Origin of the sequence: Acinetobacter sp. NEB 394 (assembly GCF_013374795.1) — a bacterium.
Taxonomy (GTDB): Bacteria; Pseudomonadota; Gammaproteobacteria; order Pseudomonadales; family Moraxellaceae; genus Acinetobacter; species Acinetobacter johnsonii.
This window is the reverse complement of the sequence record NZ_CP055277.1, coordinates 1577047-1592102: the sequence shown is the minus strand read 5'-3', so window position 1 is coordinate 1592102 and position 15056 is coordinate 1577047. Positions and strand designations below refer to the sequence as shown.

At 41.1% G+C, this 15056-nt stretch carries 13 protein-coding genes and 1 pseudogene; 7 read left to right on the top strand and 7 right to left on the bottom strand.

Translation table 11 applies throughout. The features are described 5' to 3' along the window. Nucleotides 1-154 precede the first annotated feature (154 nt). Nucleotides 155-328, bottom strand: a complete 174-nt coding sequence (locus HUK62_RS07560; RefSeq protein WP_164996884.1) for a hypothetical protein — start codon at nucleotides 326-328, stop codon at nucleotides 155-157. 285 nt (nucleotides 329-613) lie between these two features. Next, on the bottom strand, nucleotides 614-1867 hold the full coding sequence (gene icd, locus HUK62_RS07555; protein ID WP_005401098.1) for an NADP-dependent isocitrate dehydrogenase: 1254 nt from the start codon (nucleotides 1865-1867) through the stop codon (nucleotides 614-616). A 197-nt stretch (nucleotides 1868-2064) separates the two neighbouring features. Between icd and HUK62_RS07550 the strand changes: the two genes are divergently transcribed. Then, entirely contained in the window at nucleotides 2065-2853 is a 789-nt protein-coding gene (locus HUK62_RS07550; protein WP_176537520.1) for a pseudouridine synthase, read from the top strand. Between the two features lie 71 nt (nucleotides 2854-2924). Here the strand turns inward: HUK62_RS07550 and HUK62_RS07545 are convergent, their stop codons facing one another. Then, nucleotides 2925-3512 carry a DUF2971 domain-containing protein gene (locus tag HUK62_RS07545; protein WP_228723750.1) on the bottom strand — a complete coding sequence of 196 codons (588 nt, stop codon included), beginning with the start codon at nucleotides 3510-3512 and terminating at the stop codon, nucleotides 2925-2927. Between the two features lie 234 nt (nucleotides 3513-3746). Here HUK62_RS07545 and HUK62_RS07540 point away from each other — a divergent pair, with 234 nt between their 5' ends. After that, nucleotides 3747-4151: a transposase family protein gene (locus HUK62_RS07540; RefSeq protein WP_004691434.1), complete on the top strand. Its 405-nt coding sequence runs from the start codon at nucleotides 3747-3749 to the stop codon at nucleotides 4149-4151. Nucleotides 4152-4188: 37 nt separating this feature from the next. Further along, a pseudogene (locus tag HUK62_RS07535) lies at nucleotides 4189-4581 on the top strand (transposase family protein); the annotation flags it as partial. 172 nt (nucleotides 4582-4753) lie between these two features. On the opposite strand, the gene HUK62_RS07530 reads toward HUK62_RS07535, so the two are convergent. Then, nucleotides 4754-6985, bottom strand: a complete 2232-nt coding sequence (locus tag HUK62_RS07530; protein ID WP_176537519.1) for an NADP-dependent isocitrate dehydrogenase — start codon at nucleotides 6983-6985, stop codon at nucleotides 4754-4756. Nucleotides 6986-7498: 513 nt separating this feature from the next. Between HUK62_RS07530 and uraH the strand changes: the two genes are divergently transcribed. Continuing rightward, nucleotides 7499-7897 carry a hydroxyisourate hydrolase gene (gene uraH, locus HUK62_RS07525; RefSeq protein ID WP_148825897.1) on the top strand — a complete coding sequence of 133 codons (399 nt, stop codon included), beginning with the start codon at nucleotides 7499-7501 and terminating at the stop codon, nucleotides 7895-7897. Nucleotides 7898-7978: 81 nt separating this feature from the next. On the opposite strand, the gene HUK62_RS07520 is transcribed toward uraH, so the two are convergent. After that, complete coding sequence (locus tag HUK62_RS07520) at nucleotides 7979-9682, bottom strand: M61 family metallopeptidase (protein ID WP_176537518.1); 1704 nt, start codon at nucleotides 9680-9682, stop codon at nucleotides 7979-7981. 179 nt (nucleotides 9683-9861) lie between these two features. On the opposite strand from HUK62_RS07520, the gene HUK62_RS07515 reads away from it, so the two are divergent. The 3 genes from HUK62_RS07515 (at nucleotide 9862) to slyD (ending at nucleotide 13221) form a co-directional block, all read left to right on the top strand. Continuing rightward, complete coding sequence (locus tag HUK62_RS07515; protein ID WP_078424945.1) at nucleotides 9862-11172, top strand: D-alanyl-D-alanine carboxypeptidase PBP6B; 1311 nt, start codon at nucleotides 9862-9864, stop codon at nucleotides 11170-11172. A 125-nt stretch (nucleotides 11173-11297) separates the two neighbouring features. Beyond that, complete coding sequence (locus tag HUK62_RS07510; protein WP_176537517.1) at nucleotides 11298-12599, top strand: NAD(P)/FAD-dependent oxidoreductase; 1302 nt, start codon at nucleotides 11298-11300, stop codon at nucleotides 12597-12599. 139 nt (nucleotides 12600-12738) lie between these two features. Continuing rightward, on the top strand, nucleotides 12739-13221 hold the full coding sequence (gene slyD / locus HUK62_RS07505) for a peptidylprolyl isomerase (protein WP_004696728.1): 483 nt from the start codon (nucleotides 12739-12741) through the stop codon (nucleotides 13219-13221). A 69-nt stretch (nucleotides 13222-13290) separates the two neighbouring features. Here slyD and HUK62_RS07500 read toward each other — a convergent pair whose 3' ends face one another. After that, the gene (locus tag HUK62_RS07500) at nucleotides 13291-13569 is read right to left on the bottom strand and encodes an acylphosphatase (RefSeq protein ID WP_125281333.1); all 279 of its coding nucleotides are present in this window, start codon (nucleotides 13567-13569) and stop codon (nucleotides 13291-13293) included. Further along, nucleotides 13566-15035 (bottom strand): NAD(P)H-hydrate dehydratase, encoded by a 1470-nt coding sequence (locus HUK62_RS07495; protein WP_176537516.1) that lies wholly within the window; start codon nucleotides 15033-15035, stop codon nucleotides 13566-13568. Before HUK62_RS07495 ends, HUK62_RS07500 begins: the two co-directional genes overlap by 4 nt. Between the last annotated feature and the right edge of the window lie 21 nt (nucleotides 15036-15056).

Here is a 15056-nt window from a genome sequence, read left to right as displayed (position 1 = left end):
CCGGTACGGTTCAATCTTTTTTAAACGTGCTTTGATCTTCTGTTTTAATGTTTTCACAACATTATTCGACATAGGGTCCTCCTTTGGTTCAACTCCCTTTGATCGATTCTTCCTTGAAATGCCTTTAACATTCGTTCATGAAATAGCAATACGCCTAGCGTTGTTGCTGATCTGGGTTGGGCTGTTTTTGATTCGGTTGTTTTTGCGGATTTTGCTGTTCTTGTGGCTGGTTCGGCTGTTGCTGTTGTTGCTGCTGATCTTGCTGTTCTTGGGGTTGATTCGGCTGCTGTTGACGTTGTTGCTGATTATTTTGTTGTTGATTAGCCATGAGACTACTCCTTTTTCATCATTTGCCGTAGTTGACAAGTCCCACCTTACAGTAATAGGGAGAAAACCCAAGCCATAAGCTGTATCAAGGTGATTCAATGTAATTACATATATAAATTATGGTTAAGAATCAACTCCCCCTTATTATTCAGCCTTACCTATACTCACTGAAAGCACGAATCCTTTAACCTAGTTTTACATTGCAATCATATTTCCACAGCTATTCTCAAGCCAACAAAAGAGAACCCGCAGTATATGCGGGTTTCTATCATTTTTAGCTTAAGGCTTATTCCATATTCGCAATAATAGCCTCACCAAACTCCGAACAACGCAATAAGGTCGCATTCGGCATTAATCGCTCAAAATCATAAGTGACTGTTTTCGCCTCAATTGCCCCTGAAATGCCTTTAATAATCAAATCTGCCGCCTCTACCCAGCCCATATCCCGTAGCATCATTTCAGCAGAAAGAATAATGGAGCCTGGATTGACTTTATCTTGACCGGCATATTTTGGCGCTGTTCCGTGCGTGGCTTCATAAACAGAAATCGCCCCACCAATATTCGCACCCGGCGCAATACCAATCCCTCCAACTTCTGCAGCCAGTGCATCAGAAATATAGTCACCATTCAGGTTTAAAGTCGCAATCACTGAATAGTCCGCAGGACGCATTAAAATCTGCTGCAAGAATGCATCGGCAATCACATCTTTAATGATGATGTCTTTACCATTTTTTGGATTTTTAATTTTTACCCATGGCCCGCCATCAATGAGCTCACCACCGAAACGGTCCATCGCAAGTTCATAACCCCACTCTTTAAATGCCCCTTCGGTATATTTCATGATATTGCCTTTGTGAACCAAGGTCACACTCGGCTTATCATTATCAATCGCAAATTGAATGGCTTTACGCACAAGGCGCTGCGTTCCCTCTTTCGATACGGGCTTAATCCCAATACCACAGTTATCTTCAAATCGGATTTTAGTCACGCCCATTTCTTCTTTGAGGAACTTAATCACTTTCTTCGCTTCAGGAGAGTCGGCTTTCCATTCGATTCCTGCATAAATATCTTCTGAGTTTTCACGGAAAATAACCATATCGGTCAGTTCAGGATGCTGAACAGGTGATGGTACCCCTTCAAACCAACGTACAGGGCGTACACAGACGTATAAATCTAATTCTTGGCGTAGCGCCACGTTCAAAGAACGAATGCCCCCGCCGACGGGTGTGGTTAAGGGGCCTTTAATTGAAACCACAAACTCGCGTAGCGCATCAAAAGTTTCTTCTGGCATATAAGAGCCATAAATTTTATTGGCTTTTTCACCGCAGTAGACTTCCATCCACTCAATCGAGCGTTTACCACCATATGCTTTTTGTACTGCAGCATCCACTACAGTTTTCATGGCTGGTGTAATGTCAACACCAATACCATCGCCTTCAATAAAAGGAATAATCGGTTGATTTGGAACATTTAAGGATAAATCTGCGTTTACGGTAATTTTACTACCATCCGCAGGAACGATGATCTTCTGATAACCCATTTTGCAGGCGCTCCCTTTTATTATAATTGGCAAATTTAAAAAATAATTGCCGATAGACAATACTTTCCACTCTTCTTATCGCATAATAGCTTAATCGAATTCCGCTGTTTTTGAGATTTATACGAGAAATAACTACATTTCTCTATTAAATAAATCTTGATATTTCTTATTTTATGTAATTACAGAAGTTATTGACTATGAAAATCGTCATCCTGAATAAGCCCTATGACGTCCTCTCCCAGTTCCGTAAAGATGAAGCACATATGACGATGTCTGACTTTGTCAGTGACTCTACTTTGCGCTTGGCTGGTCGTTTGGATATGGACTCTGAAGGCTTGGTATTTTTAACCGACCATGGTGGTTTGAACCAATACATCACAAACCCTGCCAATAAAAAATTTAAAACGTATTTGGTTCAGGTCGATGGTGATGTCACTGAAGAAGCCCTTGAGCAGTTGCGTAAAGGTGTGGAATTGAAAGATGGTATGACTTTACCTGCTGAAGCATCTAAAGTTGAACAACCTGAGTGGTTATGGGAACGTGATCCTCCTGTACGTTTCCGTGCGTCTGTGCCGACTTCTTGGGTCGAAATTTCAATTTGTGAAGGCCGTAACCGTCAAGTACGTCGCATGACTGCTGCTGTAGGTTTTCCAACTTTACGTTTAATCCGTACTAAAATTGGTGCAATTGATTTGGTTCAAATGGGTTTACAACCAGGTGAATCCAAAGAAATCGAGCCACTTTTATACCCTGACTTTCAAAACATTCCTGCGGAAGAACCTTACCGTTCGCGCTCTTATGTGAAAAAACCGGGTGGTACAGGTGGTAAGCCTATGGTTCGTAAGAACAAAGATGGTTCCGTGAAAAAGTCAGGTACAAAGCGTATTTGGCAAATGGATGATAGTGAGAAACCAAAGCGTAAAACCAATGGTACAACACGTCCAAATACAAAAGCACCACGTGGGCGTAGCCGTAATGGTCGTTAAAAGTTGATTTTTTAAAGCCCACGGAAGTGGGCTTTTTTATTAAATAAAACTTAATAATTTCATAGCATCATCTAAAATATTCTTGTATTTGTATTTTTAAACAAATCCTCAATCTCAGTATATTCAAACTCATAGGAGTTTGATTTTAACTTCATTTGGAAATATTTGATTCCACGCCCTTTCATAGCCTCCATGACTTGCTCTTGGCATACCGGAGATAACTCATTAGGCAGTTTCATATTATTTTCATGTAAATCTAGATATGTTTTTGGCATTTTAAAACCAAAATAAATTGCCTTCACGGCTCTAGCATCATATTCAACCTTACCAAAATGATTGATAATTATTCTTATCTCATCCTCATGCAACCACCTCTTTGATTTTGTACCAAGAATTAACTTGGTCAATTTAGAAATACTATTATGATGAAATACTGAGCTAAAATTCAATTTTGGTAAATTTTCATCATATTGCACAATACAATTCAAATTAACACTTTTGATTTTCAATAATATTTCTAGATCATATTCAATACAAAAACCTTTATGTGAATTAGCGTAATACGCCCATAACAACTCATCTTTTTCAGTTTTACTCAAGGAGTAAATACCGTAATTTTTAACTTCTTTATAAAATCGAGAGAAATCATTTTTAAACAAATGATGTAGTCCAGTTGCATCTAATATCTCATCAATAAATATCCCTTCGTAAGGATCATTTAATTCTAAAGAATTAGGGGCATAAAAATAATTCTGTTGTAAAGAATCTAAATCACGTTTTGAACCAAACCTATATTTATAAACATTAGACTTCCGTCATAAATCAAAAAACGTACAATTTATTTGATCTTAAATTAATCAGCAAAATTATTTAATTCAAGAGATAATCCTTGGATGAAATTCAAAGATATTCAAAAATTATCAGACGTTAAGTTTCGTAGGCTTACCGGTGTTAGTTGGGCTACATTTAACCTCATGTTGGCCGAGCTAAATAAGCAGTTACCTCGTCATATTGGTAAAGGACGACCGCATAAATTACCGTTGGAAGATCGTTTGCTCTTATGTATAGAATATTGGAGAGAATATCGAACATTTTTCCATCTTGGTATGAGTTACGGTGTATCTGAAACGAGTGCAATTCGTATCACACGTGTTATTGAAGATACCTTAATCCGTTCTGGAAAATTTAACTTGTCAAAACAACTTCCTAATCGAGATGAAGTGGATTGGGAAGTTGTTGTGATTGATGCAACTGAAATATTAGTTCAACGTCCAAAAAAAACAGAAGAAATGGTATAGCGGTAAAAAAAAGCGACATACCTTTAAATTTCAGCTATCTATGCACTATACAACAGGTGAAATACTGAGTGTATGTGGAAGTCATGGAAGCATGCATGATTTTAAAATATTTAAAAAAAGTATGAGGAAATTAAAATTTAAGCCCTTTTTTATCGTTGATAAGGGGTATTTAGGGATAAAAAAATTGGGTTTTGGATGCCTCATGCCATCTAAAGCAAAGAAAACTGAAAAATTAGATTCTGAATTAAAAAAGTTAAATAGAGAGATTGGTCGTAGACGAATTCAAGTAGAGCATGTATTTGGAAGGATGAAATGTTTTAAGATTTTATCTTGTGTATATAGAAATCGTCGTAAAAGATTAAACCTGCGGTTTAATTTACTTGCTGGCATATACAATTTAGATTGGGTGAAAGATAAACAATTAAATTGATTGAAAAATGATTTATGAAGGAAGTCTATTCATATTTTTATAGAAAATAATATTAAAAATTAATACTAACTTCAGATCAAACTTAATTCAAATAAATCAACTTTAAAAAAACCGATGCTTTTGCATCGGTCTCTTTACATTACCAACAAGTTTGTTAGTTCTGTATTAAAACTTAAATCGTTTCAAGCGTAGCATTAAGCGTTGAACTTGGACGCATTACAGCATTTACTTTAGCTGTATCTACAGCATAGTAACCACCGATGTCAGCAGCTTGACCTTGAACTTGAGCAAGTTCAGCAATGATTTTGTCTTCGTTTTCAGCAAGTGCTTTCGCAAGTGGAGCAAACTTCGCTTTCAACTCAGCATCTTCATCTTGTGCAGTAAGCGCTTCAGCCCAGAACTTCGCTAAGTAGAAGTGGCTGCCACGGTTATCTAACTCGCCAGTACGACGTGATGGAGACTTGTCGTTATCAAGTAATTTGCCTGTCGCTTGGTCTAAAGTCTTCGCAAGAAGTTTTGCTTTCGCATTATCTTCTTTAATACCCATCTCTTCTAGAGATACAGCAAGTGCCAAGAATTCACCTAAAGAATCCCAACGTAAGTGGTTTTCTTCAACAAGCTGTTGTACGTGTTTAGGTGCTGAACCACCCGCACCAGTTTCGTACATACCACCGCCCGCCATAAGCGGAACGATAGACAACATCTTCGCAGATGTACCAAGCTCCATAATTGGGAACAAATCAGTGAGGTAATCACGCAGGATGTTACCCGTTACAGAAATCGTATCTAGGCCACGCGCTACACGTTCAAGTGTATAACGCATTGCACGTACTTGAGACATGATCTGAATGTCTAAACCAGCAGTGTCGTGGTCTTTCAAGTATTTTTGTACTTTCTTGATCACTTCATTTTCGTGCGGACGGTATGGGTCTAACCAGAAGATTGCTGGTATACCCGAGTTACGAGCACGGTTTACTGCAAGTTTTACCCAATCTTGAATCGGTGCATCTTTCACCTGACACATACGCCAGATGTCGCCTTCCTCAACATTTTGAGTCATTAACACTTCGCCAGTTTCTAGGTCAGTGATGTTTGCAACACCCGCTTCAGACATTTCGAAAGTTTTGTCGTGCGAACCGTATTCTTCAGCTTTTTGCGCCATCAAACCAACGTTAGGCACAGTACCCATCGTACGTGGGTCAAAGTTACCATTCCACTTACAGAAATTGATCATTTCTTGGTAGATACGCGCAAAAGTTGACTCAGGCATTACTGCTTTACAGTCATAAGGTTTGCCGTCAGCACCCCACATTTTACCGCCACCACGAATCATTGCAGGCATTGAAGCATCTACAATTACGTCGTTTGGTGAATGAAAGTTTGTGATGCCTTTCGCCGAATCAACCATTGCAAGTGCAGGACGGTGTTCTTGGCAAGCGTGTAGGTCTTCGATGATTTCTTCACGTAAAGATGTCGGTAAAGTTGCGATCTTCTCATAAAGACCAGCCATACCATTGTTTACGTTAATGCCTAGCTCATCGAACAATTTACCGTGTTTTTCAAAAGCATCTTTGTAGTAAATTTTCACACAGTGACCGAAAACGATCGGGTGTGAAACTTTCATCATGGTTGCTTTCACGTGTAAAGAGAACAAAATGCCCGCTTCTTTACAATCATCAAGTTCTTTTTCATAGAAATCGCAAAGCGCTTTCTTGCTCATGAACATTGAGTCGATGATTTCGCCGTCTTGAAGTGCAACTTTTGACTTCAGAACAATCGTTTCACCAGACTTGGTGATGAGTTCCATTTTCACATTACGTGCACGGTCTAAAGTCATCGACTTTTCACCGTGGTAGAAGTCGCCTTCATCCATGTGAGAAACGTGAGTTTGAGACCATTGCTTCCACTCGCTCATAGAGTGCGGGTGTTTTTTCGCATAGTTCTTCACTGCAGCTGGTGCACGACGATCAGAGTTACCTTCACGCAATACAGGGTTTACAGCTGAACCAAGACATTTGCCATAGCGTGCTTTAAGCGCTTTTTCGTCTTCAGTGGTTGGGTTTTCAGGATAGTCAGGAATCGCGTAGCCTTTTGATTGAAGCTCTTTGATGCATGCTGTTAACTGAGCAACAGAGGCACTAATATTCGGGAGTTTGATGATATTAGTATCTGGATCTTGGGTAAGACGACCTAGTTCTGCAAGATTGTCTGGGACTTTTTGCTCTTCTTTTAGGTATTCAGAGAATTCTGCGAGAACACGTGCGGCAACAGAGATATCAGTTTTAACGATCTCTACACCAGCAGGTTTAGTAAAGGTCTCAATGATCGGCAGTAGCGAATAAGTCGCTAGCAATGGCGCCTCGTCGGTCAGTGTGTAAATGATGGTTGACTTTCCACCAGCCATATATAGCCCCTTGCGTTAGATTGAGTTTTTTAGGGTGATGAGCTTCTGGCTCAACCCCTGCGAACCGATGTGCTTGAATAAAACCCTGAAAGTATCGTCCCTCAGGGCTTTACAGTCAACGTAATATCCAGTGATAACGACATTTCGCCAGAAAATACCACTACAGCCTTCGTTTTTCAAAATTACGCCTTTCCACAAGGCTTTAGCTTTTGTTTAGCAAATAAACAAATTTTTTAGCGAAATGTGTTATTTACCTCATTTAAGCCACAACAACAGATACTTTTCACATAATACAGTCTTCAAATCGTTTTACAGTCTTGTAGCCCTACATGCATAAGCATGACTTTTCTCAGCGCTAAATTTAAACAGGCAAAGCAACCCAACATGCCGAAGCTTAAATATTGATACATAAACCCTCTACGCCTACTCCTCCATTTTTACATTTTTAAACCTATGATTTTTATCTGGTTGGTTAAACTGAATCTTTTTCCTGCAACGGTAAGGGTCAATTCAATGCTAAAAATGCTGCTTCCGCTCATTGGACTTGGTTTTTCTTCTTGGTGTTTTGCTCAAAATCCATTGAGCGTCCATGTGCTGAATTTGGAAAATGGTCTCCCTTCTGCCAATGTCAAAGTGACACTTGAAGCCCAACAAAATGATAAATGGACAGAAATCAGCTCAAGTACGACCGATGACCAAGGTCGAATCAACGATTTATATCCCAAAGATACGGCCTTACAAAAAGGTGTATACAAAGTTACCTTTAAAACGGGTGATTGGTTTCGCCAAAAAAATCAGCGCTCATTCTTTCCTGAAGTGCCCGTGGTATTTGTAATTGATGGCTCATTAGATCATTACCATATTCCTCTATTAATTAGCCAATATGGCTATTCCACTTATCGTGGTAGTTAATGCACATAAATAAGCGCATAAAAAACCGATGCCTAAGCATCGGTTTTTGTCTGTACAGAATCAAATAAAGTGGCTTAGGGACTAAGCCTTGAACCACTTCTCTGCTTTTGCTTGGTCTTCAACTTTCAATTCAACTTCAGTCAGCTCTGAGCCAGAAGCTTTTACGTCAAAGCTCATCAACTCATCACGGCGGAATGCCAATATGCTATACGAGCCTTCTTGTTTGGCATACTTTTCTACCAGTTTCATCGTTGCTTTGAGACCATCAATCGCAATGATCACATCATGGGCAGAAAGGCCAGCTTGAGCAGCAGCACCATCACGACGTGCGCTTTGTACCAACACGCCTTCTGGCTTCTCTACAAGCTTTAAACCTAACGGTAATGACTTATCATTTTTCAGGCTATAACTTAAACCAAACTCTGGGAAAAGTTGATCCAGCGGTAACTCATCTGTGGTGTTAATTAAGTGATTAATTTGCTCAATCCAGTTATCACCCGTCAGCTCATTACACAACTCAACAATCGTACGCTCATGTACTTGTATGCCCTTTTGCGCGTTCTCATAAAGTTTACGCATAAGTGCGTCAAGACTTGAACCACGTAAGCGCAAACCTAAGTCTAGGCATAGTGCAACCAAACAGCCTTTGTTGTAATAGCTGGTGCCTGCATTGTTCGAGTTTTCATCTTGGCGGTAAAATTTCACCCATGCATCAAAGCTGGACTCAGACACAGACTGAACAAAACGACCCGGATTTTGCAAATAGCGATCAATCTGCGTTTTGAGTAGTTTGATATATGAGGCTTGGGAAATCACATCACTACGTAGCAAAATCAGGTCATCATAATAAGACGTGAAACCTTCAAAAATCCAAAGCAAAGAGGTATAGCCTTCTTTATTTAGATCATAATTGACAAAGTTTTCAGGACGAATGAATTTGACCAACCATGAGTGGAAGTATTCATGACTACATAAACCTAAGAAACGTTGATAGTCTTCAGACGGCTCTTCAGGCTCATTGGCTTTTGGTAAGTCTTCACGTGGACTAATCAAACTGGTTGAATTTGGGTGCTCCAAACCACCATAGCTATTTGCTGTTGCCATCGTCATAAAGGTGTAGTTTGAAAATGGTGCTGAGCCGAACATTGAAATTTCTGTTGCACAGATTTTTTCAATGTCTTGCTGCATACGTGCAGCATTCATGGCATGTTTACCTGACACCACAAACTCGTGTGGAATGCCCTTGGCTTCAAAACTAAAATGAGTCTGCTCTGCCAACTCAAATGGTGCATCAATCAGCTCGGCATAGTTTTTGGCTTTTAAGGTAAAGCGACCTTTAACGAGGCTTTTTGAAGCCATACCAGTAGCCAATTGGAAGTGTTCTAGCTCATCAGGAAGGAACAATTCAACTTCAACTGCTTTGTCCTCTTGACCCTCCAAACCTAAGCAAGCACATGCAGGGTTTACATATAAACGGGTTTGATCTACATACGCACCGCGCACCGACAGATCATAAGCATAGACATCATATTCAACCGTAATCAGTTCATGGTCAGTATTAAAAAGACGCCATTTATTCTTTTCAAATTTTTGAATTTCTAACAAACGCCCTTCTTCATCATAAGCACGAACCGACTCTATATGCTTTGAAAACTCGCGAATGAGGTAACTACCAGGAATCCAAGTTGGTAATGAAAGTACCTGTGTTGGGTCTGCTACAAAACGTAAAGTCACGTGTATAAGGTGCTGACGATAATCGTCAAATTCGATCTGATAATGCAACATAATGGGCGATACAAAATAAAATGAAATGAGTTATAAGTTAGCTTAGCATTATTTACGCCAGTTTTGCGTCACAGTCACATTTGTCTGCATTTTTGACTGGTCATTGAGGAAAAAAAGGCATAGCATTTGCAGCTGTTTTAGGTTTAAAAGTCACGGAATGGCTTGGTTAGGGAATTTCATTGAAAGCTGTCATCTACTTCATCGCTACACTCTTCGCCTTATGTTCAAGTTTCACTCAAGCGGCATTGCTCAATATTGTTCCTGAAACAGTTGAAGCTCAAGCTTGGACAGTTTTTGACAGCCAATCGGGGCAAGTCATTGCAGAGCATAATAGTCATGTTCAACGTGCGCCCGCTTCGCTCACCAAAATGATGGTGGCTTATATTGCACTCAAAGAAATTAATGCAGGGAAGCTCAATAAGAGCGAAATTCTTACCGCAACACCTGTGGTCAGTACTGTGATGTGGGATGAGTCCCAAATGTACTTAAAACAAGGTGAACAGATTTCTGTGGATCAGCTTTTAGCGGGTTTAGTGGTCATGTCTGCCAACGACGCAGCAGTGACTTTAGCGGAACGCATCTCTGGTGATATTCCAAACTTTGTTGCACGAATGAACCAAGAAGCCAAAGCACTGGGAATGACTGAAACGCATTTCCAAAACCCTGCGGGTATCACCATGCCAGAGCACTATTCGACTGCACATGATTTAGCGCTATTAGGCCAAGCCTTGGTGAATGAAACACCAGACTATTTACACTATTCAAAACAGCAAAGTTTTAGCTATAACCAACGCTTTCACCGTGCAACCAATATTCTGTTAAAACAAGACCCGACAGTAGATGGCTTAAAAACAGGTTATACCAAAGCAGCGGGATATAACTTAGCACTGACAGCAAACCGCCCGACCATGAATCCAGACAATCCAAACCGTCGTTTGGTGGTCATTGTTTTGGGTACAGAAAGTGCAGCTAAGCGTGCTGAAGTTGCACACAACCTCATGAATTTGTCTTATACCTATACTCGCAATGAAGTTGCACTGAAAGATAAGCAAATTATCGCTGAACTGCCAGTAGTCAAATCGACGTTGAAAATGTTCAAAGTGGAAAGTAAGCAACCGAAAATTGTGACCACATCATTGTACGATCAACCATATGCCATTGACTTACATGCCTTTGACCAGACCAACCAACGCATTATGCTCAATACAGGCAATGGTACTATTCAACGCATTGATCCATTAGAGTCCACAAAAACGCATTTCAATATTGAAGTGTTGCAAAACAAGCTGACCGCTCCGCTGGCTGAAGTGATGCAACTGGCGAAAGTGCAGGTCTATCAAAACAATCAGCTCATTCAAACGTTCACCATTGAAGAAGATGTACAAATTGAAGAAGCCAATATTTTCCAGCGTCTAATGTTTTGGTTCAAAGGCTTGTTTCCATTTTTATCAAGCGATGAACCTAAAGTAAAAACCTATACACTCGGTTAAGTTCGAGCAGAATCCCGAGTTTTATACTTTATGTAACTTGTAAGACAATCTAATTATCAATAAATCAAGAAGATGGCATATTCAATGTCATCTTCTTTTTTTTAATAATAAATAGGTTGCTTTATATGGCTGTACAAACAGAACAAGTGCCACACCATATTGTTATTATTGGCGGTGGAGCTGGTGGTCTAGAGTTAGCAACGCAACTCGGTGACAGCTTCGCAAAATCCAAATGGGTTAAAATCACCCTCGTCGATCAAAACCTCACCCACATCTGGAAACCCTTACTCCACGAAATTGCGGCAGGTACACTCAACCCAGGTGTTGAAGAAATCAATTATTTTGCACATGCTTCTAAACATCATTATGAGTTTGTTTTGGGTCGTTTTGTCGGCTTAGATCAAGAACATAAAAATGTAAAACTTGAAGCACGCCAATATGCCAAACAAAGCACGGAAACCACACAGTTTGAACTCAACTACGACACCTTAGTCCTAGCAGTCGGTTCGACCTCTAACGACTTTTCGACCGAAGGTGCTAAACATTACTGCCACTTCCTCGACAGTCGCCAGCAAGCTGAAATTTTCCAGCAAGACCTTCTACATTTGTATTTAGATGCACAAAACCGCCCTGAAACACGCGCACTAAATATTGCGATTATTGGTGCAGGTGCCACAGGAGTCGAGCTTGCAGCCGAATTGGTCCGTGCGAAAAGTACTTTTTTTAAATACGGTCTCAATAAAATTGACCCAAATAAAGTCAAAGTGACCTTGATTGAAGCAGCGGATCGTATTCTTCCCGCCCTATCCACTAAAATGGCAACACACACACATACTCAATTGCAAAAGCTTGGCGTTGAAGTCCTCACCCATCACCGTGTTGCCAAGTTAGACAAAGACCATGTCTATTTTGCTGACGGCTCACAAATCGATGCCGATCTAAAAGTTTGGGCAGCGGGCATCAAAGCACCTGTCGTTTTAAATGCGCTTGAAGGCTTTGAAAAAGATGCGATTGGACGTCTTAAAGTCTATGCGACTTTGCAAACCCGGTCCGACCCCAACATTTTTGCTTTTGGCGATTGTGCTCACTGCCAGCCCGCGGCCGATGAACCAGTCCTTGGCCCACGCGCTCAAGTGGCCAGCCAACAAGCGGCCTTTTTGGTTCGAGCGCTTAAAGCGCGCATTCGTGATCAGTCTTTGCCGATGTTTAAATTTTCTGACAAAGGCTCTTTGGTTTCCCTCAGTCAATACAAAGCTGTGGGCGAACTACTGGGCCAAGTTAATGTGCAAGGCGTGCTGGCAAAAACCATGTATGTTTCTTTATATCGACTCCATCAGGCCACCTTACATGGCTATACCCAAGCTGGGCTGATGACCGCAAAAGACCTGATGAATAAAAAAGTCGGTCCGAAAATAAAATTGCATTGAAATCTAAAAATGCGTCCCCACTAATAAAAAAACGCCATAAGAACGTGGAAAATGCAGTTTTTTTGCTAAATTTAGTCTACAAAAGCTGCTTTTCACTTTATGATATACCCCTTAAATTCTAAATGAATGGACGAAAAACATGACTGCTATCGCAAATGATCACGTGGTTTCTTTCAACTACAAATTGACTAACGCTGAAGGCGAAACGCTAGACCAATCACAAGGTGAACCACTTGCATATTTGCACGGCGCAGGTAACATCATCCCAGGTTTAGAAAATGCATTGCTAGGCAAAACTGTAGGTGAAAAATTCACTGTTACTGTTCCTGCTGCTGAAGGTTATGGCGAATACAACCCTGAACTCGTTCAAGAAGTTCCAGCGCAAATGTTCCAAGGCGTAGACAACATCCAAGCGGGTATGCAGTTCCAAGCTCAAACTGATGATGGCGTTCAAATCGTAACTGTAAAAGCAGTTGAAGGCGAAAACGTAATTGTTGATGCGAACTTCCCACTTGCTGGTCAAGACTTAACTTTCGAAGTTGAAATCGTAGAAATCCGCGATGCAACTGAAGAAGAATTACAGCACGGCCATGCGCACGGTGCTGGTGGTCACCACCACTAAGATTTAACAATCTTAAAAAAAGGGCGAAAGTTTAACTTACGCCCTTTTTTTTATTTTTTGCATACTTAGTCATTCGCGACGTATTTGAAAATCTGTAAATGTTTGCTGTTCTGAAGCAAGTTCTACGATGACCACATCCGTGACTACCGCATGAGTTGGCCCGACTTTAGCACGATTCACCAGTTCGGCAACCACACCATCATCCCCCAAAAGCAACGCTTCAACTGCACCTGAAGCCAGATTCTGTACATAACCTTTTAAACCTAAAGCAACAACATATTGTGCAAACCAACGTCGATATCCAACACCCTGAACTTTTCCCGATATGGTCAGTTTTACTGCTTTCATACTGTATGCTCTCGATTCACGACCGTATAAATAGCCTGACTCATTTGCTGTGCTTGTAAACCACGCTCACCTTGTTGAGCCAAAAGATCGCCTGCTTGGGCATGTAAGGTCACAATTTGATGTAACGCAATGTCATCTTGCAACTGTGCTTTTAAACTGGCAATCATGCCTGCCAATACATCTCCCATACCACCTGTTCCCATCCCTGGATTACCTGCGGTACAAATCCAAAGTTGCGTATCTAAAATCAAGCTTCCCGAACCCTTAAGCACCCATTGTCCTGCATATTTTTCTTGTAAGGCATAAATAGCTGCAATACGGTCGGACTCCACCACTGAGGTACTGATACCGAGCAAAGTCGCGGCCTCCCCAGGATGCGGTGTTGCGTACACCTGCTCACCGAGTTTTACTGGCTTTTCAGCCAAAAACCATAAAGCATCCGCATCCAATACCACCTGTAAAGCACTGGTTTGAATGAGTGGAAACCATGCATCAAACTGCTGCTGAGCCCACGAGTTTCTCCCCAAGCCCATACCAAAACTGACTGCATCCACATGTGCCACCAATGCTTCACGCTCTTGGAGCGACATTTGGTTAATATCGCGCAGCATAATATTCGGTGCACGGGATAAAATCGCAGTATGGTGTTTTGCATCACACACCACCGTCACCTTGCCAGCACCCGCATGAAAGGCAGCTTCAGCGGATAACATCACCGCACCGCCCATCTGTGCATGTCCCCCAATCACCAGTACATGCCCATAACTTCCTTTATGCCCAAAGGCTTGACGCGGTACAAGCTGCACATGCTGTGGAGCAAGTGAAGCTAAAGGTTTTAAAGCACTGTCTACAGGAAGTAGCGAAATAAGCTCAACGACTCCTGCATAAGCTTTACCCTGCCCAGTAAATAAACCCGCCTTTAAGCCCAGAGCCGTAAAGGTATAATCGGCGATAACTGCACAAGGTAAAGCTTGCCCTGTGTTGGCCTGTAAACCACTTGGAATATCAACCGCAATTTTTAAACCTGTTTGACTATTGATCTGCTGAATCACTGCCTGCCAGTCTGAACTGAGTTCACGGTTTAACCCAATGCCAAACAAAGCATCAATATACGCATCATATGAATGTTGAAAAGTAAAACCGGTATGAATCATTATCCCCTGTTGCACAGCTGCTGCATGTGCTTGTTGCAGTGAAGTAGACTCTCCCAAAGCAGCTGCATAAATTTCAACGTCATAACCTTGCACTGCTAGATACGATGCAATCAAGTAACCATCACCTGCATTGTTGCCTTGACCACAACACACCGCAACGCTTTTGACTTGCTGCTGTTTAAGCCTAGGCAGCATCTGTTCAGTTGTTGACCATGCGACTTGTTGCATCAGCCCATAAGCACTATTTTGCTGCGCGAACCAACGCCCTTCCCATGCTTGAATCTCACTGCTGTGGTACACTTGCTGATGCATGATTTTTCCTTTGTTCTTGGT